The organism is Caloranaerobacter longqiensis, assembly GCF_050286925.1.
Classification (GTDB): Bacteria; Bacillota; Clostridia; order Tissierellales; family Thermohalobacteraceae; genus Caloranaerobacter.
This window is the reverse complement of record NZ_JBFWFX010000007.1, coordinates 16742-43340: the sequence shown is the minus strand read 5'-3', so window position 1 is coordinate 43340 and position 26599 is coordinate 16742. Positions and strand designations below refer to the sequence as shown.

At 28.1% G+C, this 26599-nt stretch carries 21 protein-coding genes; 2 read left to right on the top strand and 19 right to left on the bottom strand.

Annotated features, from left to right (window positions below; all coding sequences use genetic code 11):
* Nucleotides 1-98: 98 nt before the first annotated feature.
* The 6 genes from AB4Y15_RS07630 to addB are packed head-to-tail and all read right to left on the bottom strand — an operon-like array spanning nt 99 to nt 14337.
* Nucleotides 99-1247, bottom strand: a complete 1149-nt coding sequence (locus AB4Y15_RS07630) for a YARHG domain-containing protein (protein ID WP_427339493.1) — start codon at nt 1245-1247, stop codon at nt 99-101.
* Nucleotides 1248-1286: 39 nt separating this feature from the next.
* Complete coding sequence (locus AB4Y15_RS07625) at nt 1287-2573, bottom strand: aminopeptidase P family protein (protein ID WP_427339491.1); 1287 nt, start codon at nt 2571-2573, stop codon at nt 1287-1289.
* Between the two features lie 48 nt (nt 2574-2621).
* A complete protein-coding gene (locus AB4Y15_RS07620; protein ID WP_427339490.1) occupies nt 2622-6170 on the bottom strand; it encodes an SbcC/MukB-like Walker B domain-containing protein in 3549 nt (1182 codons plus the stop codon).
* Nucleotides 6133-7359, bottom strand: coding sequence for an exonuclease SbcCD subunit D (locus AB4Y15_RS07615; RefSeq protein ID WP_427339489.1), 1227 nt, complete (start codon nt 7357-7359; stop codon nt 6133-6135). The genes AB4Y15_RS07620 and AB4Y15_RS07615 overlap by 38 nt, the downstream gene beginning before the upstream one ends.
* Nucleotides 7356-10943 carry a helicase-exonuclease AddAB subunit AddA gene (gene addA / locus AB4Y15_RS07610; RefSeq protein ID WP_427339487.1) on the bottom strand — a complete coding sequence of 1196 codons (3588 nt, stop codon included), beginning with the start codon at nt 10941-10943 and terminating at the stop codon, nt 7356-7358. Before addA ends, AB4Y15_RS07615 begins: the two co-directional genes overlap by 4 nt.
* Nucleotides 10936-14337: a helicase-exonuclease AddAB subunit AddB gene (gene addB, locus AB4Y15_RS07605; RefSeq protein ID WP_427339486.1), complete on the bottom strand. Its 3402-nt coding sequence runs from the start codon at nt 14335-14337 to the stop codon at nt 10936-10938. The genes addA and addB overlap by 8 nt, the downstream gene beginning before the upstream one ends.
* Nucleotides 14338-14562: 225 nt before the next feature.
* On the opposite strand from addB, the gene AB4Y15_RS07600 reads away from it, so the two are divergent.
* Entirely contained in the window at nt 14563-15000 is a 438-nt protein-coding gene (locus tag AB4Y15_RS07600; RefSeq protein ID WP_427339485.1) for an Hsp20/alpha crystallin family protein, read from the top strand.
* A 43-nt stretch (nt 15001-15043) separates the two neighbouring features.
* Here AB4Y15_RS07600 and AB4Y15_RS07595 read toward each other — a convergent pair whose 3' ends face one another.
* The 11 genes from AB4Y15_RS07595 to AB4Y15_RS07545 form a co-directional block, all read right to left on the bottom strand.
* On the bottom strand, nt 15044-15688 hold the full coding sequence (locus tag AB4Y15_RS07595) for an HAD family hydrolase (protein ID WP_427339484.1): 645 nt from the start codon (nt 15686-15688) through the stop codon (nt 15044-15046).
* A 254-nt stretch (nt 15689-15942) separates the two neighbouring features.
* Entirely contained in the window at nt 15943-16215 is a 273-nt protein-coding gene (locus tag AB4Y15_RS07590; RefSeq protein ID WP_427339482.1) for a hypothetical protein, read from the bottom strand.
* A gap of 11 nt (nt 16216-16226) precedes the next feature.
* Nucleotides 16227-16718, bottom strand: a complete 492-nt coding sequence (locus tag AB4Y15_RS07585) for a class I SAM-dependent methyltransferase (protein WP_427339481.1) — start codon at nt 16716-16718, stop codon at nt 16227-16229.
* A 24-nt stretch (nt 16719-16742) separates the two neighbouring features.
* Entirely contained in the window at nt 16743-17291 is a 549-nt protein-coding gene (locus tag AB4Y15_RS07580; protein WP_427339480.1) for an alpha/beta hydrolase, read from the bottom strand.
* Nucleotides 17282-17461: a hypothetical protein gene (locus AB4Y15_RS07575; protein ID WP_427339478.1), complete on the bottom strand. Its 180-nt coding sequence runs from the start codon at nt 17459-17461 to the stop codon at nt 17282-17284. The genes AB4Y15_RS07580 and AB4Y15_RS07575 overlap by 10 nt, the downstream gene beginning before the upstream one ends.
* A gap of 107 nt (nt 17462-17568) precedes the next feature.
* Nucleotides 17569-18540 (bottom strand): ABC transporter ATP-binding protein, encoded by a 972-nt coding sequence (locus tag AB4Y15_RS07570; RefSeq protein ID WP_427339477.1) that lies wholly within the window; start codon nt 18538-18540, stop codon nt 17569-17571.
* A complete protein-coding gene (locus tag AB4Y15_RS07565) occupies nt 18527-19615 on the bottom strand; it encodes an ABC transporter ATP-binding protein (protein ID WP_427339476.1) in 1089 nt (362 codons plus the stop codon). The genes AB4Y15_RS07570 and AB4Y15_RS07565 overlap by 14 nt, the downstream gene beginning before the upstream one ends.
* Nucleotides 19608-20423: an ABC transporter permease gene (locus tag AB4Y15_RS07560; RefSeq protein ID WP_427339605.1), complete on the bottom strand. Its 816-nt coding sequence runs from the start codon at nt 20421-20423 to the stop codon at nt 19608-19610. The genes AB4Y15_RS07565 and AB4Y15_RS07560 overlap by 8 nt, the downstream gene beginning before the upstream one ends.
* The gene (locus AB4Y15_RS07555) at nt 20423-20728 is read right to left on the bottom strand and encodes a hypothetical protein (RefSeq protein ID WP_427339475.1); all 306 of its coding nucleotides are present in this window, start codon (nt 20726-20728) and stop codon (nt 20423-20425) included. Before AB4Y15_RS07555 ends, AB4Y15_RS07560 begins: the two co-directional genes overlap by 1 nt.
* Entirely contained in the window at nt 20728-21675 is a 948-nt protein-coding gene (locus AB4Y15_RS07550; RefSeq protein WP_427339474.1) for an ABC transporter permease, read from the bottom strand. Before AB4Y15_RS07550 ends, AB4Y15_RS07555 begins: the two co-directional genes overlap by 1 nt.
* 107 nt (nt 21676-21782) lie before the next feature.
* Nucleotides 21783-23582, bottom strand: coding sequence for a peptide ABC transporter substrate-binding protein (locus tag AB4Y15_RS07545; RefSeq protein WP_427339473.1), 1800 nt, complete (start codon nt 23580-23582; stop codon nt 21783-21785).
* 856 nt (nt 23583-24438) lie between these two features.
* Between AB4Y15_RS07545 and AB4Y15_RS07540 the strand changes: the two genes are divergently transcribed.
* On the top strand, nt 24439-24822 hold the full coding sequence (locus tag AB4Y15_RS07540; protein WP_427339471.1) for a DUF3899 domain-containing protein: 384 nt from the start codon (nt 24439-24441) through the stop codon (nt 24820-24822).
* Between the two features lie 269 nt (nt 24823-25091).
* On the opposite strand, the gene AB4Y15_RS07535 is transcribed toward AB4Y15_RS07540, so the two are convergent.
* A complete protein-coding gene (locus AB4Y15_RS07535) occupies nt 25092-25598 on the bottom strand; it encodes a GNAT family N-acetyltransferase (protein ID WP_427339470.1) in 507 nt (168 codons plus the stop codon).
* Between the two features lie 67 nt (nt 25599-25665).
* Nucleotides 25666-26457, bottom strand: a complete 792-nt coding sequence (locus tag AB4Y15_RS07530; RefSeq protein WP_427339468.1) for a hypothetical protein — start codon at nt 26455-26457, stop codon at nt 25666-25668.
* Between the last annotated feature and the right edge of the window lie 142 nt (nt 26458-26599).

The following is a 26599-nucleotide window of genomic DNA, read 5'->3' as shown; positions in this document are numbered from 1 at the left end:
CATTATTAATTATATAAAAAAAAACCAATTTATTTCAATTTTTTCCTTAATTAATTTTATTTGTTCTATGTTGTCTGCCTTTTATTATTTCTTATTGTTTAATCAGCATAACATAAGCCTGCAAATATTTTATAAACATCTAACCCTTCACTTCGTATAATCGAAAATTTATCTACTGCAAACCATCCTCTTTCACCTGTAGAAGTTTCAACTAAACACCATTCTTTATCGTCGGTCCCAACTATAGTAGCTTTGTGTCCTTCATGTAAAACAAAATAATCATCACTATTGTTCCTACTTCTTAATAACTTTATTGGTTTTTTCACAAACACATCATAATCAGTAATATAGATGTCTTGAGGTACTTCTATTAATTTATGCTCTTTTGATAGAGTGTAATATTTATCAAAAAACCAAGTCTGTAATATCTTGCCCCTAGTTCTTGCTGAAAATTTACCCGCCCCATCTATTTTTATGCCATATTCGAATAGCCCTTCTGTTTGTCCCATTTTAATAATGTTTTGTCCATCATAACAATAAAAATACGATACATAATCATCACTAGGTCCATAATCACTTATTATAATCTCCTTGAAGTTATCATTCTTATCAATATCAACTATAGCAAAGTATTTGCTAGAATAGACTAGTTCCCCTTCTATCACTAAATCATTGATATAAAGTTTATAACTATTCATATTTTCCAGCTTGAATAAAATTCTCTCTGTTTTGCCATCTCCATTAATATCTACATTTATTTCTTTATTGCATGGATAAACATCATAATTAGTTTTATAATTTTCATATTTTTCATGGATTTTTCTATATCTGTCTTCAAAGAATTTAATAAAATTTACATTATATTTCTCTATACTATTTAAACTACTAAACTCTACGGTAGTTATTGGTTTATACCAACTTTTTTTAGCAAAATAATTTCTATACTTTTCTTTTTTAAATATATGTCCTTTTCGTGCAAAAATCTCATTTCTAGCATATTCAAGGAGTTTATTTGATACCCCTAGTAGTTGTTCTTCTGTTAACTTTTCAATATGACTATTTGGAAATATAAAACCTTTCTCTTTTCTTATTAGTTCTTCACTAGTCTGTTCTATTTTCCTATCTTCTATTTTATTCTCAGCAGCTTTATTCTCTTCGACTCTATCCTTGTTAATATTATTGCAAGATACAATAATAATTAACATAAAAACAAAAAATATTAAGAAAATAACATTTCCTTTTCTCATAAAAACCTCCTAAAAAATTTAAGAGAGCTAACGCCCTCTTTATTTATTCTTCATAAATTCTTCTATTTCCTCTACTGTTTTAATAATATCTTTTGATAAAACCTCACAACCATCCTCTGTTACTAAAACATCATCTTCTATCCTTATACCTATTCCCTCTTCTTCAATATATAGACCTGGTTCTACTGTTAAAACCATTCCTGGTTCTAATTCTCTTTCATAACTACCTACATCATGTGTATCAAGCCCTAAATAATGGCTTACTCCATGATAGTAATACTTGGTTATTTCATTATCTTCTTTTATTAAACCTATTTTTTTACATTCTCTAATTAATACATCTTTTGCAATTTCATTCAATTTCTTTATAGGCATGCCAGGTTTTATAGCTTTAATAGTTTCAAGCTGTGCATTTAATACAATATTATAAATTTGCTTTTGTCTTTCAGTAAATTTACCATTAACAGGATAAGTTCTGCTTATATCAGAGCAATAATTTTCATATTCAACACCTAAGTCAAATAATATTAGAGAATTATCAGCTATTTTACAATTATTTTGTTCATAATGAAGTATTGTACCATTAACCCCAGAAGCAGCTATTGTTTTAAAAGCTAAGTTCTTAACACCTAAGGATTTTACTTTAAAGTCGAAATATGCTTCAGCTTGATATTCCATCATACCAGGCTTTAAGTTTTTCAGTACATTTTCAAGACCTTCCTTAGTGATACTAATTGCTTTCTTTATCTTTTCTATTTCATCTTTCTGTTTTATAGTTCTTAAATTGCAAATATCTTTATAAATGTTTTTTATATTAATATATGGATATCTTTCTCTTACCTCATTTGCGAAAATAATAGCTGGGTTTGTATTTAAATTCCATTCTCTACGCTCTAAATCCAAGTAAATTGTATCGATATTATTCACTGCTATATTCATTGCTAAGAATTCTTGAAAATCTTCTTTAAACTGAATATTCTTAATGCCTGATATCTCCTCAGCTTCATTTTTAGTCATCTTTTTACCAACCCATTTTTCTAGCTTAGGATCAGATTTTTCTATAAATAGTGTTTCTTCAACTTTATCATTCTTTTTAAACATGCAAAGAATAAAATTTTCCCTCTCTAATCCTGTTAAGTAATAAAAATTCCTATTAGGTGTATAAGGATACTTTTGATCTGCACTACGATAAGGTGCATTACCTGAAAATAAAATAATAATAGAACCATTTTCAACCTTATTCATAAGTTTTTTTCTATTGTCTACAAAAAACTTTTGCTTCATAATTTCACCATCCTCAATCAAATATTTAACAATATACTTCATACTTCTACAAAAACATTCCATATCCTTTATTAAATATTTTAAACAATTTTAACTATACTCTATCCTTACTTTAGTCCCAGAAACACCTGATATCGCTGGCTCAACAATTAATTTGACAGGTACTCTATCTTTTAGTTCATCAACATGACTTATTATTCCTACTGATAACTTTTCTTTTTGAAGTTTCTCTAGCGAAGTCATAACTACATCTAAAATACTACTATCAAGAGTACCAAATCCCTCGTCTAAAAAGAAAAATTCTATAGATGTATTTCCTTTTAGCTGTATTTGCGTTGATAAAGCTAAAGCCAAAGATAATGAAGTAATAAAGGTTTCCCCTCCTGAAAGTGTATTTACATCTCTTTTTACACCACCATTATAGTTATCGCATATAACAAAATTACCTTTGCTGTCAAGTTCTAAACTATACCTATTATTAGTTATATCCATCAATCTCTTTGAAGCTTCTCTAGCAATATACTTCAAATGACTTATTGCAACATATTCAACAAATCTATTTCCTTTTATGAGATCTGAAATTTCATTCAACATATCAACTTTTTTCAGAGTATCTTTAAGTTCTTTTTCTAATTTCTTGACTTCAATAATATCTTTTTCCATTTTTCTTATTTTTTCTTTTTTCATACCTAACTGCTCTTTTATTTCACTATGAGCTTCTTTTTTTCTTTTTCTATTTTCAATAAAGGCATTCCAGTTGTCTTCACTTAGAGTCTCACCATTTAATTGAGTTTCAACTCTTTTTATATTATCATTAACCTTTTTTACTTCATCATCATAATCATTTATCTCTTTTTCTAATTGTTCTAATATATCTCTATCTATATAGCTTGACCTTATTTCATCAATGTTTTCAAATCCTAAATTGTTCATAACAACCGCTAGTTCATTTTTGATATTATTTTCTGCATCTTTTAGCGTCTTAATTGTTTTTAACAGTCCTTCCTTACTAAGCTGTAAATCTTTTAGTGTTTTTTCTCTATTTTTTAAATTGTTTCTAATTTCTTCTTCTTTTTTAATAATATCTTCTTTTAATTTTCTAACTTCTTCTAGATATAGTAAAGGATTTTTACCTAGCGAAACAGTTTGAATCTTAATCTTGTTTTCTTCTATTATTGAAGTTAAATTTTTACCATTCTCCATTATTAAATTCATTTCATTATTAATCTTACTACGTTCATCGTTTAACTTTTTCATTTCATCTGTTATTTCTTTTATTGATTCTCTTATTTCCTTAACTTTATTTTCTAATTTTTCATACTCTAAATCTTTTTTCTTAATCTCTTCAAATGTACTAATAAAACTTTCAATTTCTAGTGCATCTTTGACTTCTTTATATTTCTTTTCCACTCTGTCATATTCTTCTCTACTAGCTTCTAATTCTCTAAAAATTTCTTTAATCGTCTCATTATCTTTCCTGATAATTTCCAATAAAACTGCTTTTTCTCTCTCAAATCTACCCAAACTCTCTTTCAACTCATCTATCTTTTTCCTATATTCTTCATATTCTTCGTTCCACTTGTTTAAATATGCTTCATTTTTTTCTAATTCTCTCTTATGATCTTCTATTTCTTGCTTAATAGTTTCTAACTCTATATCTTTAATTAATTCATCTAATTTTTGTACTTCTTCAGTTAAATTTTCTTCTTTTGCTATAACCTTATAAACTTCTGAACTTAGGCTTTCTATTTTAAGGTTTAACTCTTCTTCTCTTTTTTCAAGTTCCAATTTGTCTTTTTGTATATTCTCAATTTTAGATATATCAACTACATCTGCTTTTTTAGGATGATGCAAAGAACCACATACTGGACAAGGATCTCCTTCTTTTAAATTAATAACTATATTATTCATATGATTAATTAACTCTAATTTATCAATTTCTTTTTTTAGAATATCAATCTTTCGATTTATCAAATCTAGTTCTTCCTTAAAAGCTTTAAGACTTTTTTCGATTTTTTGTCTTTGCTCTTTGAGTTCATTTAATTCTTTTAAAACTTTTTCTTTCTTCTGCTTATTTTCTTTTGTCTCATTGTATTTGTTTTGAAGATTTTCTATCTTCTTTCCATCTTCTAATAAAGATTTAGGGTCTTTTGGCCTATTAGCTTCTAGCTCTTTTACTTTATTTTCATAAACTTTATGTATTTCTTTTTTTTCATTTAGTAATTTTTCTATTTCTTTCAATTTATCTTGATTTAAAGCCGTAATATCTTTGATTTTTTTACCTTTTTCTTCTAGTTCATTTATTTTTTTACTTAAATCTAAATACTTCTTTTCAAGTTCCAAACCTTTTATCACTTTATCTCTAAGTTCACTACTTACTTTTATAGTTGACATTTTCTCTTCTATTTTTATAAGTTCTTTATTTTTCTGTTCTTCTTTTAATTTTAAATCTTTTAATGCTTTTTCACAGGAATCAAATACTTTTTTTAGTTTTGAATATTCTTCTCTAAGTTTATTTCTTTCTAAAATTAGTTCTTCATTTCTTTTATGTAACTCAACGGCATTTTTTAGCTCCGTTTCCTTTTCTATAAGACTTGGCAATTTATTATCTTTCATTAAACTTATTTCTGAATATTTTCTTTCTAAGATTTCTTTTTCTTTTAAAACATTTTGTAAGCTTAACTCTAATTTTTCTAATTCCTGCTCATTTTTCTTAATCTCTTCTAGTGTTTTATCCAAATTATTTATATAAGGTTTTAAACCTTGTGCCTTTTTGCCTTTTAAATATTTTTCTCTTTTTAATTCAATCTCTTTTTTCTTAAACTCTAATTTTTCTTTTATTTCTTTGTATTTTTTTAAGTCTACTTGTAAGTCCCATATTTTACTTAATTTTTCATACTCTTTATCTAACTTTTCATTTTCTATTTTTAATTTTATTTCTTCTTTCTCTATAACCTTTAATTCCTCTTTTAATAGTTTTAGATTTTCTTCACTAACATCTTCGTATTTATTTAACTGACCTTGTATAACGTTTAATTTTGATTCTTCCTCTCTTTTTGCTTTTTTAACTCTATTAGTCAATTCTGTACCATATTTTTCCAAGCCCAATATTCTTTCTAACATATTACGTCTTTCACTGCCAGTTAATTTTAAAAATTCACTGAACCGTCCTTGCGGCAATACAACCGATCTTATGAAATCGCTGTGATTTAATCCAATCAGCTTGATTATCTCTTCATTAATATCGGAAACTTTATCTATTATATTGGTCTCGTTTCCATTCTCATCTAAGTAACATAATCTTGCTAATGTAGTCCTAGTTCCGCTATCACTCTTTTTAAGCTGTCTTTCTACTTTTACTCGTTTTCTCGACTGTCCTAAGCCAACTTCAAATATGAAACTTATATTTAATTTCTCACAATCTGTATTTATAAATTCCTTTGTCCCTCTTGATATCTGCCCATAAAGTGCTATAGTTATAGCATCTAAAATGGTAGATTTCCCACTGCCAGTCGGACCGAATATCCCAAACAATCCTTTTTCTGTTAGTTTTGAAAAATCTATAGTTTGCTCTTCTATAAAGCTGTTTAATCCTGAAATTCTAAGAAGAATAGGTTTCACCTTCGTCACCTTCTTCATAAATTATTTTTGTGAAAAGTTTTATTAAATCCTCACTAGGCTCTACATTTTTCTCTCTTATATAAAATTCAGTAAATAGCTCTACTATATTTCTCTCACTATAATCCTCGAATTCTTCTATCACTTCAGCTTTATCCTTTATTACAGGAATAATACTTAATATATCAGGTTTTATCTTTTTAATCTCTCTAATTTCTGATTTTGAAATAACCTTATCAGTAACAATTTCTAAATATGCCCATACTTCTCTATCTTTATTTTCTTCGCATTTCTTTATTGCTTCTTCTATCCCATTTACCTTCCATATTTCTATAGGTTTATAATTTTTTAAATATACTTCTTCTATGTTTGGCTCTTGTTTAGGTTTAACATCAATTACATATACACATTTGCTGTATCCTATTTCACTCCTGCTGTATTGTATAGGAGAACCTGAATAATACGCTCTTATCTTTTCGGATTTAACTTTTTGTGGTTTATGAAGATGCCCTAAAGCTACATATTGTGCTTTAAATGGAAGTTTATCTATATCAACAGTAAGACCTCCACCTAACTGTATTGGTCTCTCTGAATCTGAAGTATCTCCTCCTGCCACAAAAATATGACTTACTGCAATATTTATAGTATCATCTCTAAAGTATTTGGATAGATTTTCGAATATCTTTCCCACCTTATTTGAATAACTTTTCTGCATTTCATTTTCATCTAACATATCCCCCAAAACTTCATTTAACCTCTGTTCACTAGGATAAGGAAGAGTTATGATCACTATTTTTTCCCCTTTTATTTCAAGTTCTAAACACCCTTCACAGGAATTTATAACTTTATGTTTTCCTACTATACCAGTTTCAACTGTACTATTTGGCTTTCCTAACAAAATAATTCCCTGCTCTGTTGCCAAAGAATTTGCTGCAATAAGTCTTTCGGGGCTATCATGATTTCCTGCAATTACTAATACGATCCTCTCCCCATTGTTAGATAATCTCTTTAAAGCATCATAAAAAAGCTTTTCAGCCCTTGCAGGTGGATTCCCATTATCATAAATATCTCCTGCTATAATAATTAAATCGACTTCTTTTTCATTTACTATTTCTACCAAATCATTAATAAATTTCTCCTGTTCATCTAATCGGCTATAATTTTCTAAATACTTACCCAAGTGCCAATCTGATGTATGGAGGATCCTCATATTACTCTTACCTCCTTATCAAGTTCAAATAGATAAAGATAACTTTCTTTTACTTTTTTACCTGTTATTTTTTCTAACGCTTCTTTATACAGTTCAATCTGAACTTTATATTTTTTAATTATGTTTTCTAAATAACCGCTATATACAAAATCCGTTTTGTAATCTACTAATACAAGCTCATTTTCTTCTTCAAAATAACAGTCAATCACCCCTTGTATAAGCAGTTCTTCATCACAACTGCTTATATCTTTGATAACTTCTTTAGCCTTTTTTCTAAGTACAAAAGGAACTTCTTTATACAGTTTTTCTGCTGATATAATACGCTGTCCAATACTGCTTTTAAAGAAGTTTAAAATTTTAGATATATCAATAACTTTAGCTTCTTCTTCAGTTAGTAATTCTCTTTCAACCATATCATCTATTTGCTGTTTAATATATTGTTCGTTTATGTCAGCATTAAATGATAAATGCTGCATCATAAAATGCATTATTGTACCTTTTTCAGCTTTTGTAAAACCTTTTTTACTTTCTAAAAATCTAGGTTTCTTAATTAATGACGGCGTTTTCATAACTGCATCCTTAATGTCTTTAAAAGAAAGATTCTTTATATCTGTAACAGAAAGTTTAGAAGGTATCTCAACTGCCTCTGCCTGTTTATATTCCCAATTAAACCTTAAATTAATAACATCTCTATATTCAGAAGATTTCTCTAACTTAAAACATTTAAGTTTTTTTAATATTTCTTTACGTTTCATCAGTTCATCATTTTTTTTCATTAAAATACTGCTTCTGTCAATGATATTTATTTTCCATTTTGAATTATGGTTGTCTAATGTATTCTCATCTGTTTCCAAACCAGCTAACTGATGAATTAATATTCCATCTCTATGTTCTGATAAAGCGCTCATTATCCAATCTAAATAGCAATTAGATTTTGCAAGATTATAAAGATTTGTACCATCACACCACTTTAAACTTCTATTATTAATATTTTTGACTGAACCTAATAAGATAAGCTTATCTACTGCACGTGTCAATGCAACATAAAGTACTCTCATCTCTTCTGATAAACTCTCTAACTTCATTTTTTCTTTCATAGCTATCAAAGGTAGAGTTTCTATATAAATTCTCTTATCTGAGTCTATAAACTTAGGTCCTATTCCTAAATCTTTGTGAAGCAAAATATCTTCTCTAGTATCCATCAGATTAAACTTTTTCCCCAATCCAGCACATATTACTACTGGAAACTCAAGCCCTTTACTCTTGTGTATACTCATAATTCTCACAACATTTTCATTTTCTCCAATAGTTTTTGCTGCTGACATGTCTCCACTATTTTTTGTTAGCTTGTCTATAAACCTAATAAAATTAAAGAGGCCATTAATTGATGTCTTTTCAAATTGACTTGCCCTATCAACTAAAATTCTTAAATTAGCTTGTCTCTGTTTTCCGCCCGGCATAGAACCTACAAAATAATAAAAATTAGTTTCTCTTAATAATTTCCATATAAATTCGTCAAGTTTCATAAACTTAGACTCTTCAGCCCATTTATCCAACTTTTCAATAAACTTCACTAATCTATGCTTTAATTCATCATCTTTTGTAACTATATATTCTTCTAAAGCCCTATAAAAAGTTCCTTCTCTTTTATTTACTCTAATGGCTATCAAATCATCTATTGAAAAATTAGCAATAGACGATCTCATTACGCTTAATAAAGGTAAATCCTGTCTTTTATTGTCAATCAACTTGAGTAAATTTATAAAAATCTTGATTTCTAAAGCTTCAAAATAACCAGTATTATCATCAGAATATACTGGAATTCCCTCTTTTAACAATACTTCCGTAAAAATTGAAGCCCAATTTTTAGTTGCTCTCAATAAAATTACAATATCTTTATACATTATATCTCTGAATTCCTGTTTTTTAGGATCATATGTCTTTTTACCTATAAGTTCTTTTATTTTCGAAGCGATTATATTAGCTTCAACTTCTATATCAGTTAATTCTTCAAGCTCTTCATCAATGTCAAGTTCAGAGGCGTCTTTTTCAACAATATCTATTTCAATACTTGAATCCCAAATTTCACCAAAATCTAATCCTTTATATAAATAAGCATCTTCTGTATAGTCTACTTCGCCTAATTTGCTTGACATTATTTTTTTGAAAATATAATTTACACCTTCCAATATCTCCTGTCTACTTCTGAAATTTTTAGACAAATCTATTCTTACATTAACATCTTCTATATTCTTTGAAAAAGTATTGTATTTTTCTATAAATAAACTAGGATCAGCTAATCTAAATCTGTATATGCTCTGTTTTACGTCTCCTACTAAGAATAAATTATTGTCTCTTTTTATACAGTTTAATATAGTTTCTTGTACAATGTTGCTGTCTTGGTACTCATCAACAAAAATATATCGAAATTTATTCTGATATTCTCTTTGTATATCTTCATTTTCCAATATTTTTAACGTATAGTGCTCCAAATCATTAAAATCGAGTATACTTCTTTCTAATTTCCTGTTTCTATACATTTCCCCAAAATCTATAACTATTTTATAAAGGTATTTCATTATAGGATAAATCTCTTTCAGATATCTAGCATTAGATTCTATATCATTAGTTATCATCTTATTTTTTATAGAATCGATTATTTTTTTATAATCATTTCTCAATTTTTTTACCTTTTCTTTTTTTTCTTCGCTTACTTCAAGCTTTCTATCTCCTTTAATAGACTTCAATTTTTTGTGTTTTATACTATTTATCTCATCAAAGAAATTCTGTAAACTTTTTGACAGACTTTTTTCAAGTGAATCTATATTTTGCATATCATCATATAAAGCATCTAAATACTCAACTGGACCGTTTATTTTTTTGCAAGTTTCAATAGCGTTATTTATCATATGCTTAGCACCATCAAGCTCAATATATAATATATCTTTTATAGTTTTAATCCATTTACCTTTTTCTAATTCTTCCTTTTCTACATTAAACATTTCGATACTTTCTTTTAACCATCTCTCTGGATACGGTTTACTCTGAATAAAATAATATATTTTTAATATTAACTCTCTAAGTTTTATATCTTCTTTATCTCTTCCATATCCTTCAACAAGTTTTATAAAATACTCGTTTTCTTTTTCATACTCTTTCTCTAAAATCTCATCCAAAACTTCCTGTCTAATAATACTCAACTCAGTTTCATCACCAATTCTAAACTTAGGATCAATATCGACTAAATGAAAATTTCTCCTTACGACATCTCTACAAAAAGAATGTAAGGTTGTTATTGAAGCCTTATTTAATAAAGAAATCTGTTTTCTTATATATTCATCTTCACCATCTTCTTCAAGTTTTTTTGTCAATGCATCTAAAATTCTTTCTCTCATTTCTCCAGCAGCGGCATTTGTAAATGTAACTATCAAAAGCTTATCTATATCTATCTTATCTTCAGTTATTATTCTAATTATCCTCTCAACTAATACAGCAGTTTTTCCAGAACCAGCAGCTGCCGATACTAACAAGTTTTTATCTCTTAATTTAATCGCACTTAATTGGTCAGAGGTCCAATTAGGCATTTTTTTCACCTCTACTTTCCTCTGCTATTTTTTCTAAAACCTCTTCATTAGTTAATTTCTTTATATTTCTATAACTGTTATTTTCAAATTTTGTATCGAACTGACAAATGGAAATATACTGACAGTATTTACAAGACGTAAAATCTCCTATTTTACAAGGTTCAACTTTAATATTGCCTTTGAGTATTTCAATAGCAATTTCAGCAATAATATTACGTACGTGTTTTATAAGTGCTGTTAATTCTTCTTTAGAAAGTGCAGAAGATCTTTTCCCTATTTCACCATTTTTATTTAAAGAAGCTGGAATAATCAAAGATTTTCCATTTTGCTCAATATCTCTATCCATTGCTTTAATTACTTTAACATCTTTCAAAATAATTCCATCTAATTTTAATTTTTTCATTATTTCATTTTCTATTTCAGCTTCTTCAATGCCCTCACCATTGATTAGAGGATCGTCTATTCTAAAGTAAAAAACACCTCCAGGATATAATTCGTCTTTAACTAGCTTATCTTTGTTTTCTAAAATAGCATCTAGGTAAACTATTAACTGTATCTGCAATCCATAATAGACATCTGATAAACTGAATTTTTTATTTCCTGATTTATAATCTATTATCTTTACATAATTTCCATCTGAATCTTTATATATGTCTACTCTGTCTATTCTACCTTCAAGTTTAATTTCTTCACCATTTGGCAATTGAATAATAATCGGTGGAATTTGACTATTATTCCTATCAGCAAATTCTAATTCATATCTTAAAGGTTTAAATTCTCCCCTTTTCAAATGCTCAGTTAAAGTCCATACAGCCCGTCTACTAATTCTTTTCAATTTCTTTACTAAATATTTATATCTATAAGTACTCTGAAGTAAATTGTTTTCAAATTCAGGAGCTAACTCATCAATTACTATATCTACTAAATTATCACATTGTTCTTTGTCTAAATTCTCCCATGAAATATTTCTGTCTTTGAGTTTTTTAGCAAATATTTCAATTGAAGAGTGAAATAATCTACCCATATCAGGAGCTTTTATTTTAAATTCTTTTCTCTCTTTAGGTTTTAATCCGAAGTTCACAAAATGTGAAAATGGACAGTTAACAAATTTTTCTAGTCTTGATATGCTCGACTTAAATGGCATACTATAAAGCGCTTTTGCCTTTTCTTCTCCTATGTAGCTTTCTTGATTATCAAAAGAAAGCCCATCTATTAAACTACTTAATCTATCTTTCCACTCGTTATTGTTGAAATACCAATTATATACATCTAACCATATGTCATCTAAACTATCTCCATCTAAATATCTTCTTAAATTTTCAATCATGTATTTATAAGTAGATTCAGGTCTTGATATTAAATCTATATTTTTTTCGCTTTTCTTCGTTATGTCGCTAAACTCAATTATATTTGGAAATAGTCTTTTAAATCTCTCTATATATATTGATGGTCTTAAGGCTTTACCTTCTATATCGGCTATCGGATAGCTTACCCATAAGTATTCAGTTGGTTTAGCTATTGATTTATAAACTGAAAATCTTTCTTCTTTAATCCTTGAATCTATATCGTCATTAACTTGAATAGAAACTTCTTTCATTGAAAGCTTATCTTCTTCTGTCAGTATCCCTTCTTCTCTATATGAAGACGGCAACAAACCATCATTTACACCAATTAAAAAAAGTGCTTTTATATCATGACTTCTAGATCTTTCTAAATTACCAACAAGTACTTTATCAATAGTAGGTGGCAAAATTCCCACCTCATACTCTCCAAATCCTGCTTCTAAAATCTTTTTATAATCTTTAATGCTTATTATTGTATCACCTAGTATTTCGACTAATTGGTCAAACACTTCTATAACTATATTCCATATTTGGGTGTTTTCATTTACTTGTTCAAGTTCACCTGCTTCTTTCAATATTTGTATTCTCTCTTCAAGTTTTTCCTCGATATTTATTTCCATTAAAAACTCAAATAATATTTTAGTTTTATCGCTGACCTTCCTTCTTTTTTTCATTTCTTCATTGAATTTTACAAAAGGATTTATAAACTTTTTTCGGATTTCATTTATAAAGACTAAATCATATTCTTCTTCACCATAAGTAAAATCATTAAACCATTTATCTCCTTCTATACCATAACTTAAAACATAATTTTCTAACTCCTCATATTCAATCCTGTCTAGGTTTGTAAAACCTGTTTTTATAAAATTGAATACATCTTCATATTTAAAATTTTTAATAATTATATCTAATGATGTTAATATAAGTTTGACTATCGGATTATTTAATATACTTCTCTTTTCATCAATAAAATAAGGTATTTTGTACTCAGAAAATACTCTTTTTATAATCATTCCATATTCATCAATTGAAGATGGTACTACCGCTATATCTTTCCATCTATACCCCTTATCTCTTGCAAGTGATATAATTTCTGAAGCTAAGTATTCAACTTCTGTATATGGATTTGTAGCTTTAAAAATTTTAAAATTCGAAACTTCATCTCTATATTTTTTATATGGATAAGAAAAAAATTCACCTTCTAAGTATACCAGTTCTGGGCTTTTTGTTAGCTTTAAATCTCTACTAACATATGTAGTTGAAATTTTTGCTTCTTTAGCTATTTTAGATAATATTTCATAGGTTTTTCTAGTAGGGGCAAAAACATCATAATCTCTAGCAAAATCGTCTAAATCTAGTGTTAAAGCTATATTTAATCTTGAAGCTCTTTCAAGCAACTTTTTTAAAATATGATACTCTTGACTAGTAAAAACATCAAAACCGTCTATCCAAATTTCTGCACCATCTAAAAATGAAGTTTTATCTATATTCTCTATAAGTAAATCAAGTTTATCTTCTTCATCAAAATACTTCTTACGTTTCATAAACTCATTAAATTTTTCATACATATAAGTAATGTCTTTTAACTTTTTATTTAAAATATTATCCTCTTGAAATAAATCTATTTTATCTTTAAGCAGATTGGGTGTTATCTCATTTCTTTTAAATTCTTTAATAAGTGCGCAAAAGTCAGAAATAAAGCCATCTTGCTTTGAAGCCTTATTATATAGTATTAAATCCTTTGAATATTTCTCAAATAACCTTCTTAAAATCATTGTTTTACCAAGCTCATTTACTTCTATTTTTTTCAATCCGCCAACTTGGCTAAATACTTTATAAGTAAGCCTTTCAAAACTAAGTATTTCAAGGTCTATAATTCCCGGCATATCCATTTTAGTAATAAAATCGTATTCAGTTTGTAGTGTAAATTGCTCTGGAACAAGTAAAATCAATTTATTATTTGTTCCTTTTAATATTCTATCTTTTATCTCTTTAAAAATTTGATATGTTTTACCACTACCTGCTCGTCCTAAAATAAATCTTAGTTCCATAAAATCACCTCTTTTATCCAAGGGAAAGTTAAAAAAATTAATGAAAATAAATATTCTTAAATATAATTATAGACTAAAATAATATAGTTATCATCTTTTGTTAATTATTATTTTTTCTATCTAATAGATATTTTTCTGTAATTATTTATTATGACTAATTTACAAAACTTTGTATAAAATATATAGAAGAAGTACAAATCATAAGTCTATAAGGAGGTTAAAGTTATGCCCAACTTGACACCTTATAATAGAAGAAGAAATCATATGAGAAGCTTTATTAAAAACTTTTTCGATGATGATTTCTTTTTAGATTTACCTGATTTTTTTAATGTTAGTGGATTATCAATGAGAACTGACATAAGAGAAACAGATAAAGAATATATTATAGAAGCTGATATTCCTGGTTTTTCAAAAGATCAAATTGATATTACAGTTAACAATGGATATTTAACTATTAAAGCAAATAGAAAAGATATAATCAATGAGGAAAAAGAAGGTTATATTAGAAGAGAACGCAGATATGGGACTTTCCAAAGATCTTTTAGGCTTCAAAATGTAAAAGAAGATGAAATAAAAGCTAAATATGAAAATGGAGTATTAAAAATAACTCTTCCAAAAATTAAAGAAGGAAAGGACAGTATTAAAAAAATTGATATAAATTAATTTAAAAGCGGCTAAAATATTCTAGCCGCTTGACTCTTTTATCCTAAGCAATTTCTTTAAAATCTTCTATATACTTATCAGCTAAGCTGCATATCTCATTTTTATACGGAAAAGAAAACTCATCTGCAACAGCAAAAACCTTCATTCCTGCTCTTTTAGCAGCTAATACCCCAGCATAAGTATCTTCAAAAACTAGACAGTCCTTAGGGTCTACCTTTAAGTCTTCAGCTACCTTTAGAAAAACATCAGGATGTGGCTTACCTTTTTCAACTTCACAGGATGTTCTTATAGTATCAAAGTAATGAAGTATATTGTGAGTTTTTAATACCTCTATTGCCAATTCTCTAGAATTACTTGTTCCAATCCCTAATTTAATACCTTTTTGTTTAAGGTACTCTATAAACTCCTTTACGCCTTTTTTTAATGGAACTCTATTTTTATAAAAATCATAAGCCATAGCATTCCATTCTTCTTTAATTTCTTCAATTGATTCTTTTAGGTTAAACCTATTTTTAAAATATATTGCTGTTTCTGTAAAACTCATTCCTTCAATGGCCTTTTGCAAATCATTTGGTAATTTAATACCTCTTTTAGCCAGAAAGTCTATATCAATTTGTTCCCAAATCCACATTGAATCTACAATAGTACCGTCTAAATCAAATATTACAGCTTTTACTCTATTTAACATATATTAACCTCCAAAATTAGTTACTTTATTTTTTACTATATTATATTTTAATATTCTATCGCTAGTCTAGTCAATTCTAAAAATTTTTAAATAAAATTCTTTAAGTTCTTTGTTACTACTAAATTTTAAATCCACCCAACTACTATCTTATCATGAGCTTTTTTCTTAAATTTTTAAAAATTTAATTTGTTAATAAGTCTTGTTGTTTCTAAATGTTATACCTATTACTGTGAGTCTATGTTATATGCTGTTTATTATAATTTTTTTGCTAGAAATAAAGCTACTAATTGTTTCTTTTTAATATTACCACCATATTTTTCTATAATATCTTTTATTCCTTTAAATAAAGCTTCTCTATCATTTTCAGGTAATAATCTGTGCCTTGAGTGGGTATTTAGTAAACTAATATATTCATCGGATGTATAAAAATCATCCCAACTATATTCTTTGATCATTAAATCTTTAAATAAATTTGTTCTTTGAATTGTATCTTTAGTCTGATTTATTACTTCTTCAGGAGTAGGCATTTTTGTATCATCTAAATCAGAAGCATATTTTTTATATAACTTATATCTAAATATAAGTTATCATATGATTGTACATGTATAGTCCAAAAAAATCCTATTGAGCCTCTTTCATTCAATAATTTTGCTACTTTAGGATACCCAACTTCAGGGTTTATAAAATGAAAGGCAGTTGCAGATATTGCTAAATCAAATTTACTTCCATCTTCCTTCCATTCTTCAAAAGATGAATTGTATACTTTTATTGTACGTTCTTTTCTAAACTTTTCTTTTGTTAGTTTTGCTAGTTCACTTCCTAGTTCTATACATGTTATATTTTTATAACCAAGATCTACAAAACCTTGTGTTGCTTTACCTGTTCCACAACCTATTTCTAGTATTTCACTATCTTCTTTTATCTCTGAATATTCGACTATGTCATAAAATAATTCTTTTGGATATGTAGGTCTAATTCTTTCATATTCTTTTGCTACCTCATTAAATGTTTCTCTTCTTTCTTTTATCATTCCTTTCACTCCTTATATAGTCCATTACCTTTCAATATTTTTAATCATTAATTTAATTTCATTGATAATTTTATCCAAATTATTATCTTTAAATATATCATTATGTCCTGCATTTTCTATTAATAATAATTTTTTATTACGAGATGGACATATTTTATATAATTTTTCACTCATAAATTTAGGTATAAAATTATCCTGTGCACCATGAATAAATAAAATAGGTACATCTATTCTACTAACTGATTTTTGATTATCTAATCTTTTTAACTTAGGATCTATCACTGCATCATTACTTGTAGCACCAAAAACTATAGTCAAATCTTCAATTCCAGAAAATGCAGATATACAGACATAACCTTTTATCCAATTATTTATTACTGAACTCTTATAAGAATTCAAACATGTAAAGCAACCTAATGAATAGCCCATTAAAATAGTAGGAATAGATTTATCAGCTATACTATAAACTTTCTCAATAACTTGCTCACTATCTTTTAAAATATTTTCAATCGAAGGATTGCCTGTACTATTACCATAACCTCTATAATTAAAAGAATAAATATTTATAAACATTCTGAATTCAATCTATGAAACAGATTTACCATAAATGAAATGTTTCCCCCATTTGGTGGAAAGAATATTAAATTTGCTTTTGAATTTTTACTTTCTAATAACCAAAAATCTATTTTCTCTCCATCTGACAATTGAATGAAATCTTTTTTACCAATGAATCTATCTATCATGATTATCTTTACTAACCATAAACAAATCCTTTTCTGAGAAAGACATTTTCAAACCCATTATTATACCTCTCCATTTTTCCTCGTATTTCTAGAAAACCTAACTCCTATTAAGCATAGGAGTTAGGTTGTTCAGACAACTCTTTTTTATATTGTTCGACTTCTGACTTAGAAGCATAAACAAAATGTCCTGGCCTTATTTCAACCAACTCAGGCTTCTCTTTATCATAATTATGAATACTTGGATCATAAAAAATACGCTTTCTATTTCTTTCATAATTAGGATCTGGTAATGGTATAGCTGAAAGCAGCGACTTAGTATATGGATGAATTGGATGTTTATATAGTTCCTCAGCATCAGCTAGTTCAACTATTTTCCCATAATACATTACTCCGATTCTATCTGAAAAATATTTAACAACTGATAAATTATGGGCTATAAATAAAATTGTTAATCCAAATTTCTTTTTTAACTTATTCAATAAGTTTAAAACCTGTGCCTGAATTGATACGTCTAGTGCAGAAATAGGTTCGTCAGCAATTATTAATTCTGGTTTTGTAATTAACGCCCTTGCAATACCTATACGCTGTCTTTGCCCCCCAGAAAACTCGTGTGGATAACGATTAGCATGTTCTCTTGTCAAACCAACAGTTTCAAGCATTTCATACACTTTTTCCATCATTTCATCTTCATTTTTACATAGTTTATTAATCTTTAATCCTTCACCAATTATTTCTTTAACAGTCATTCTAGGGTTTAAAGAAGCAATAGGATCTTGAAAAATCATCTGAATCCCACGAGTTACTTCTCTTATCTCATTTTTAGATAGCTTCCCTGAAATTAACTTCCCATTGAAATATACTTCTCCACCAGTAGGTTTATATAACCTTATTATAGAACGTCCTGTAGTAGTCTTCCCACATCCAGATTCTCCAACTAACCCAAAAGTTTCACCTTTATAAATTTTAAAACTTATACCATCTACAGCCTTTACAACTATCTTATTTCTACCAAATCCACTAGTAAAATACTGCTTCAAATTTTTAACTTCTAAAACTGGCTGTTCATCAAAGTGCTTCATTCATAACACCTGCCTTTTTCTTCTGCTTCTCGATACGTTTCTTAAGAATATCAGGCATATCAACTTTAGGAGCATCAGGATGAAGAAGCCAAGTAGCTGCATAGTGAGTATCACTTATTTTATACATTGGAGGCTCTTTTTCAAAATCAATTTTCATAGCATATTTGTTTCTAGGTGCAAAAGCATCACCTTTTGGTGGGTATAACATGTTAGGTGGTGTACCAGGTATTGCAAATAACTCGTCATAAGAAGTAGTATCTAAATCTGGCATTGAAGCCAATAAACTCCACGTATATGGATGCTTAGGATCATAAAATATTTCATCAACAGTTCCATACTCAACAATCTTACCAGCATACATAACTGCTACACGATCAGCAACATTAGCAACTACTCCTAAGTCGTGAGTAATAAATATAACAGATAATTGACGTTCTTCTTGAATTTTTTTGATTAATTCCAATATTTGTGCTTGAATTGTTACATCTAAAGCTGTTGTAGGTTCATCACAAATCAATATTTGCGGATCACAAGCAAGAGCTGTTGCAATTACAATTCTTTGCCTCATTCCTCCAGAAAACTGGAAAGGATATTGATTATAACGCTTTTCAGGTTCAGGTATACCTACAGCTTCTATTAATTCGATAGCTCTGCGTTTAGCTTCTTCTTTTTTAATCTTATATTTAATCCTCAATGCCTCTGTAATCTGTTTACCTATCTTCATAATAGGATCTAATGATGACATAGGATCTTGGAATATCATAGAAATTTCTGTCCCTCTAATTTTTGTAAAGTCATTATCTGAATATTCAATTAAATTTTCGCCTTTGTAAATTATTTCCCCTTTTTCTATATTGGCATTTTTAGACAATAATCCCATTATCGCTTTATTGGTAACAGATTTTCCTGAACCCGACTCTCCAACTATAGCTAGCGTTTCTCCTTTATATAAATCAAAACTCACACCACGTACGGCATGAACTTTACCTGAATAAGTATTGAAAGTTATATATAAATCCTTGACTTGTAATATCTTCTCTCTCTTCTCCATAACAACAACCTCACTTCTATTCATGTCCTCTTAGTGTTGGGTCAAATGCATCTCTTAAACCATTCCCAAATAGGTTAAATGAAACCATTAAAACAGAAATTACAATAGCTGGAAACACAGTCAAATGAGGATGATTTAATAATTGTTTTTGCCCTTCAGCTAACAATACACCAATTGAAGGTTCTGGAGCTTGAAGGCCCAATCCTAAATATGCTAAAAACGCTTCACCAAAAATAGCTCCCGGAATAGCTAATGTAGCCATAGTAATAATTGGCCCAATAGCATTTGGAAGAATATGTCTAAAAATAAGTCTCGCATCTCTCGCTCCCATTGTCCTAGAAGCTAACACATACTCCATTCTTTTATATTTATAGAATTGTGCCCTTATCATACGGCTCATACCTATCCATCCTGTAAGTACCATCGATATAGCTATCGGTATGATACCAGGGCCTATATATAAAACAAACAATATAACAATTACCAATTGTGGTATTCCTGAAAGAATTTCAATAATCCTCTGCATGATCATATCAACCATACCGCCATAATACCCTGAAATAGAACCATATGTAACCCCAATAATCACATTAATACTAACAGCCAACAAAGCTATAATCAAAGATATCCTAGAACCTCTCCATAAACGTGTCCATTGATCACGTCCCAAAGAATCTGTTCCAAACCAAAAATATTTATCTTCTGCATTTTTATATTTGTACATATCGATTCTAACCTCAGCCATATCTACATTTTTCTCTTTATACTCTTTAATAATTTCAACGACTGAACCTTTATACTTAGTTTCTAAATTTTCTTTTCTCACTCTCATCACTTTTGTACCATCACAAATACCAATCTTCTCAAGGCCAGGAATTCTTGGTGCAAATAAGCCCATTCTATGTGCTGTTCTCTATAAGTATATTTATTCATCATTGGACCGAATATTGCAAGAATTACTATAATCGAAATAATAATAGCCGCTACTAATGCACTTCTATTTTTTACAAATCTAAGCATTGCATCTTTAAAAAAACCAATAGCTTGTCCTTCAAATTCTTGATCATGAATTTCAGTATCTAACTGAACAAATTCAAAATCGCTTTTATTTATTTTTTTATCTACTGCCGTTTTCATTACTTTCTACCTCCAACACGAATTCGAGGGTCTATTATTCCATATGAAAGATCCACAATTAAAATAGTTATAAGAACAATCAATGTATACCAGAACAATACTCCAATAGCAACTGGATGATCATTTGAGTTAATAGCGTCAATCATTACACTACCCATTCCTGGTATACCGAATATTTTTTCTGTTACCAATGCACCAAATATAATCCCAGTAAACATAGGAATAATTATGTTTGCAAGAGGGATAAATGAATTACGGATAGCATGTCTTATAGTTGCCTGTAATTGATTTAACCCCTTTGCTTTTGCTAAAAGCATATACTCAGCGTTTAAAGCCTCACATAATTCTGAACGCATATATCTTGTAATAACTGCTATACCACCAAACGATAAACTCAAAATCGGAAGAATCATTGATGCAAATTTCGACCAAGTTAAAGTTTTTTCGGTTGATACTAATATCGGTAATAAATCCCATTTGAATGCAATGAAATATTGTAATGTAGAAGCGAATACGAATGATGGAATAGATATAAATAATATAACCATTACTGAAATAATATGATCTGCAGCTTTATTTTTCTTTAAAGCTGCCATAATTCCAAATATAGTTCCAAGCGGTATTGTTAGTATTAATGAAAAAATATTGATTTGCATAGATACTGGAATTTTTGTAGCAAGAATTTTATTTACTGGAACTTTAGGCTGTATAGCTACTGAAACTCCAAAATCTAGTCTCGCAAAATCTTTTAGAAAATATCCGTATTGAACTATTAATGGGTCATTTAAATGGTATTTGTCTTCTATCGCTTCTCTAACATCATCTGGCATCAACGGATCGCTAATAAAACTGCCCGGCATCAAACGAAGTACAAAGAACGATAGACTAACAATTATAAATAATGTAGCTGCCATTGCGATTAATCTTTGAATAATATATCTTAACATATCTCATTTACACCTCTCAATAGCAAATAATACGTCATTAGCGATTAAATGTATTTCTATCCTCGGGCATAAAGCCCGAGGTTTTTTAAACTTAAACAATATTCTAATTAATCAACTATATCTGCTTGTAATACTGCAAAACCATCACCTGGAATATATTTGCCGCCAGTTTTCAATTTAATTCTATCTAAGAACAATACTGCTGCACGACTTTCAAACATAGGTGAAAATGGAACTTCATCTAATAACATTTTCTCCATCTCAGCTAAGGCCTCTAATCTTTCTTTCTCTTTAAAGATCAAATCGCCTTTAGTCGTTCTTTCCCATAATTCATCAAACTTTTTATTATAGAATTTATCGATTTTATTTGTAAATTCAGAAGTATAAACTTCCATACCAGACCATGGGTTAAATCTACTACCTGCCCATCCGCCAAAAGCTATATCGAATTTACCATTCTCCATATTTTCATATACACCCTGCCATGGTACGGCTCTCAATTTTATATCTAATTTATCTTTTCCAAATAAGTTCTCATAACTCTCTTCTAAAAATTCTGCTATTTTCTTTAAGTTCTCACTAGTATCGAAATACTGAATCTCTACAATTATTTGTTTATTACCGTTAGCCTTATAAGCCTTTTCAAAATACTCTTTAGCTAAATCAGGATCATAACCATTATTCTTAGGCAATATCGATTTAGCTGCATCGGTATCACGATATCTTAATCCTTTTGAAGGAACGGCTATTTTACCGCTTGCAACAACATAAGGTGCTGGTTTTGCTGTCTTCATTATATCTTTTGCAATTACATTTCTATCCATACCCCAGAATAACGCTTTTCTAAAATCTTTATTCTTCAGAATAGGGTTAGTTTCAGAAGTCATATTTATAAACATTGACCAAACAGTTGTAGACTCAGCAAATACTAATCTTGGATCTTCTTCATATTTCTCGTAATTTGTTCCAGATACACTAGTAGTATCAATTTGCTCACTTTCAAATAATTGAAGTGCTGTTGAAGCTTCCTCTACAACTCTTTCCTCGATTCTATCTGGCACATAAATATCAGATAATGGAGTATCTGGTCTTTTTACATATACTTTATATTGGTCTCTAATCCATTCCTCTAGCTTATAAGCTCCACATGAAGGTGTAGTTTCTAAAGAGGTACCATAATTAGTCTCTGTTCTATCTTCATTCATACCAGCTTCATATAATTTTTCATGTACTGGAGAAGTGGCTCCTCCATCTGTGAATAAAAGATAGAAATCCATTTCAGGTACAGGGAATTCCAATTCAAACTGTAATGTATAGTCATCTAATGCCTTAATTCCTACTTCTTCCCATTTAGCTTTTCCTTCCCAATATTTTTTAGCGTTTTTAATTGTAACTTCTCCAAAGAATACATTAGCCCTATGATTTTTTAGCTTTGGATCTAACAGCATTTTATAAGAATATACATACGAATGTGCATTAATTGGTGTTCCATCATCCCATTTAATATTATCCCTTAATTTTACTGTCCATACAGTTCCATCTTCATTCCTCTTTGGTAATTCTTTAGCATGGAATGGGAACAATTCGTAACTATCTCCTGATTCATTTGTAATCATTTCTAATAAATTACCATATACATACATCATTGTATCGCCTTCAGCAGTTGTTTCGTAAATATGAGGATTTAAAGTCTTTGTTTTGCTATTAGTATCCCTGTATACTTTTACTACATTTTCTTCTTTTTGTGATTCTTCTTCTTTTTCATCTGCGTCTTTTTTCTCATCATCAGTTACTCCTACTTCGTTGTCCACTTTAGTATCATTTCCACTCTTGTCACACCCTACAAACAATGACATAATCATAGTCATTGTTAAAAAAATAACTAATAGTTTTTTGGTTGTTTTCATACCCTTCCCCCTTTATAATATTTTTTTAGTTTGTTGCAAAATTCTGCAACTAAAAAAAAATTATATTTATTTGGTTTTATTTTAAAGGGTTCTCCTACTTTTTTTAGAAATATTATGTAACTTCAAAGAAAGGAGAAGCCCTCTGAAAACTGTTTGTAAATAAATTATTTTATTTTTAATGAATCTGTTAATTTGGTTAGCTACATCTTTGTTTTATTATGCCACCCCCATCATAATTTTCTAGGTATTTTTTCTTATTTTCTAAACTTAAATAAACTTTTTTACTTTTATTTCTATTTTTGATCTACATCTAATTAATTTTACAACTACCTAAATATCTTTCTATTTTATGGAATATATATTCCATAAAATAATACTATATGATTTTTTTGTCAATGTCAATATTTTTTTAATTTTCTGATTTCTTTTTGTTCTATTATTGCAAAATACAATTTTTTTATAATCCATAGAAAATTATATATCTTGTTAAATTGCGAATAATTTGAATATAATTTCCTTAACAGATTTTAACAAAATCTCCCTCAATTTACTTAAAGCAAAGGTTTCATTCCATTTTCAATTACATAGTCATATTATCTGAAATAAATTTCAAACATGTAAAAATACTAAAAAAAAATTAGGATAGTATTGTGAATAAATACAAGGAAAATCATATAGGATATAATACAGAAGGTCATGTAGGCTATATTATTCGATAGGCTTATTAGGATAAAGCAAATAAGAACAAACTTGATATTATGATTAATAACTATTATTTGAAATCTTTTACTATTTATAGTATTATTTTTATAGTATCATAAATTTGGCTTTAAAATTAACAATAAGGAGGCTTTTTATGAGAATATTAACTGCTATAACCACTTTATTCACATTATTGTACATAATCTTAAATAAAAATTATTCATTTATATTCAAACTTTCAAATGCTTTTTTTATTTTAGGTTTAATTTACCTGTGTATTGCCCTTATAGTTCATATTCGTAATGTAGGTTTTTTAAAGCTATTGAGTTATCATAGGTATCGCAGAAAACAAAACAGCTTAATAAAACCAGAATTTGTTAAAGATGATTCTAAAGATAGTGAAGGCAAAATTATGAAATTTCATGAATTTTGTAGAGAAAAATATAAAAAACAATGGTCAAATGCTATATTTTATAAATTTTCAATACCTCTATTGTTTATATCTTTGGTATTAGCTCTTATTATAAAATGTAACTGACACAAAAAATATCTTTTAATAGTCCCAAAGGAATACTCTACTGTCAATTGAAAATCTCTTAATCTGATTAAAGTACATACTTTTTTAAGACAACTTCTAAAATCATTCTAAATATGCTCAGTATAATATTTCATGCAAATATATAGTACAAAAATATAGCTGATAGTTAATATATGTTTATTAAATTTAATAACTAGATTCTTGTAAATTTAACTTTAATACAAAGAATTATGCACTTGTTTTCGCACAGTCTGCTGTTCTTTTGTTTCTTAATATTTCTTTAAATTAAACCCTAAAATTTGTACTTCATCTTTTTTATCTAATCTCTTATCATAATTTTTTCTTAATTGGATTATATTAAGATGGTCAAAGCCACATTCTATATAAAACTTCATCGCACTTATATTTCTTGGTATAACGTCAACAAATATCGAAATTATACCTTTTTCAGTCATAATCTCGTCTAATTTAGCCATAGCATATTTTCCTATCCCCTTTCCTCTATATTTTTCTACTATATATAAATCTTCCAACCAAGCTACATTTTGTCCACCATATCTAACATAGAAAAACCCTACTACTTCTCCATTGTAAAAGATATTATAAACACTTCCTGTATTTATCCATTTTTTCAAAGTTTCTTTTCCGTCTTCAAGTGTATGCCAATACTGCTTTGGTGCATTATTTAATTTCCTATGATAATTCAATAATTCTGTAATCATTTCTGCTGTAATTGTAAATATATCCTCATTAAATTCTTTTATTGATATATTCATCTTAATCCCCCACTTTCATTGATGTATACAAATTTTCATAATTTAATTTTTAGCTTTGATATCTAGTTTAATCTCTAAAAAAATTAGATTCAAAAGCTCCAAGTTTGTAATTCTCACCATCAACATAAATCATATTGTAATTATATGTATATCCTCCGACCATTTCTTTTTTTAATTTTAAATTGTTTTTAGTATCATCTATAGTTATATGCATGTCAAAAAGCTTTTTCCCCTTCGTAAAGAAACCTTTCACTCCAAATACTGAAATATATATGTAATTTTCATTTTTCTCTATAAAATTTATAATGTACCTAAACTCATATTCTCCTTGATATAACCATCTGTCTTTAAAATATAAACAATTTCCTTTTGAATCAATCCAATAACCTTCCAAAGCTTTTTGTAATGATAAATTTCTTCTATTCATTTTCTTAGTTTTGATTTTTTTAGCTTCATCCTTATCAATTAACTCTGGATAATTCATATCTGAATAAATCTTCTCAATCTGCTCCCCTAAATTGCTTTCACTTTTATAGTAGCTACCATTATAAAATATTATATCTTTAATCACAGTAATTTTCTTATATTCTGCTTTTGCATTTGAATGAATAAATATATTGATTTTATAATATATCACGTTTTGTTTTTCTTTAATTTTTCTTAAATTTGATTCTTCGATTAAAGAAATCAAATTATCAATATCCTTTGGATTAGTAATCTTTTTATATTTTCCTCCAATCTGTATTTTAATAAAATCTATATCTTCTTTAAAAGTTAATTTAGTATAATTATCACATCCCACTAACATAACACTACATAGCCATATCATTAGAAAAATATATATGTTTTTTTTAATCACGCTCCACCCTTTCTTTATTTAACTTTTAGTTTTTTCATATAAATAAAAAAACATGGAACAGATACCATGACCTCATTACCCTAATTTACCTACTTAGTTAGATAGTATAATTGATTTATTCCATATATGTCTTGTATTTCTT

Excerpts from the sequence above, each read along its gene's own strand:
- AB4Y15_RS07630 (WP_427339493.1), bottom strand. The coding sequence starts at position 1,247 with ATGAGAAAAGGAAATGTTATTTTCTTAATATTTTTTGTTTTTATGTTA.
- AB4Y15_RS07625 (WP_427339491.1), bottom strand. The coding sequence starts at position 2,573 with ATGAAGTATATTGTTAAATATTTGATTGAGGATGGTGAAATTATGAAG.
- AB4Y15_RS07620 (WP_427339490.1), bottom strand. The coding sequence starts at position 6,170 with ATGAAGAAGGTGACGAAGGTGAAACCTATTCTTCTTAGAATTTCAGGA.
- AB4Y15_RS07615 (WP_427339489.1), bottom strand. The coding sequence starts at position 7,359 with ATGAGGATCCTCCATACATCAGATTGGCACTTGGGTAAGTATTTAGAA.
- addA (WP_427339487.1), bottom strand. The coding sequence starts at position 10,943 with ATGCCTAATTGGACCTCTGACCAATTAAGTGCGATTAAATTAAGAGAT.
- addB (WP_427339486.1), bottom strand. The coding sequence starts at position 14,337 with ATGGAACTAAGATTTATTTTAGGACGAGCAGGTAGTGGTAAAACATAT.
- AB4Y15_RS07600 (WP_427339485.1), top strand. The coding sequence starts at position 14,563 with ATGCCCAACTTGACACCTTATAATAGAAGAAGAAATCATATGAGAAGC.
- AB4Y15_RS07595 (WP_427339484.1), bottom strand. The coding sequence starts at position 15,688 with ATGTTAAATAGAGTAAAAGCTGTAATATTTGATTTAGACGGTACTATT.
- AB4Y15_RS07590 (WP_427339482.1), bottom strand. The coding sequence starts at position 16,215 with ATGCCTACTCCTGAAGAAGTAATAAATCAGACTAAAGATACAATTCAA.
- AB4Y15_RS07585 (WP_427339481.1), bottom strand. The coding sequence starts at position 16,718 with ATGATAAAAGAAAGAAGAGAAACATTTAATGAGGTAGCAAAAGAATAT.
- AB4Y15_RS07580 (WP_427339480.1), bottom strand. The coding sequence starts at position 17,291 with ATGTTTATAAATATTTATTCTTTTAATTATAGAGGTTATGGTAATAGT.
- AB4Y15_RS07575 (WP_427339478.1), bottom strand. The coding sequence starts at position 17,461 with ATGATAGATAGATTCATTGGTAAAAAAGATTTCATTCAATTGTCAGAT.
- AB4Y15_RS07570 (WP_427339477.1), bottom strand. The coding sequence starts at position 18,540 with ATGAAGCACTTTGATGAACAGCCAGTTTTAGAAGTTAAAAATTTGAAG.
- AB4Y15_RS07565 (WP_427339476.1), bottom strand. The coding sequence starts at position 19,615 with ATGAATAGAAGTGAGGTTGTTGTTATGGAGAAGAGAGAGAAGATATTA.
- AB4Y15_RS07560 (WP_427339605.1), bottom strand. The coding sequence starts at position 20,423 with ATGAGAGTGAGAAAAGAAAATTTAGAAACTAAGTATAAAGGTTCAGTC.
- AB4Y15_RS07555 (WP_427339475.1), bottom strand. The coding sequence starts at position 20,728 with ATGAAAACGGCAGTAGATAAAAAAATAAATAAAAGCGATTTTGAATTT.
- AB4Y15_RS07550 (WP_427339474.1), bottom strand. The coding sequence starts at position 21,675 with ATGTTAAGATATATTATTCAAAGATTAATCGCAATGGCAGCTACATTA.
- AB4Y15_RS07545 (WP_427339473.1), bottom strand. The coding sequence starts at position 23,582 with ATGAAAACAACCAAAAAACTATTAGTTATTTTTTTAACAATGACTATG.
- AB4Y15_RS07540 (WP_427339471.1), top strand. The coding sequence starts at position 24,439 with ATGAGAATATTAACTGCTATAACCACTTTATTCACATTATTGTACATA.
- AB4Y15_RS07535 (WP_427339470.1), bottom strand. The coding sequence starts at position 25,598 with ATGAATATATCAATAAAAGAATTTAATGAGGATATATTTACAATTACA.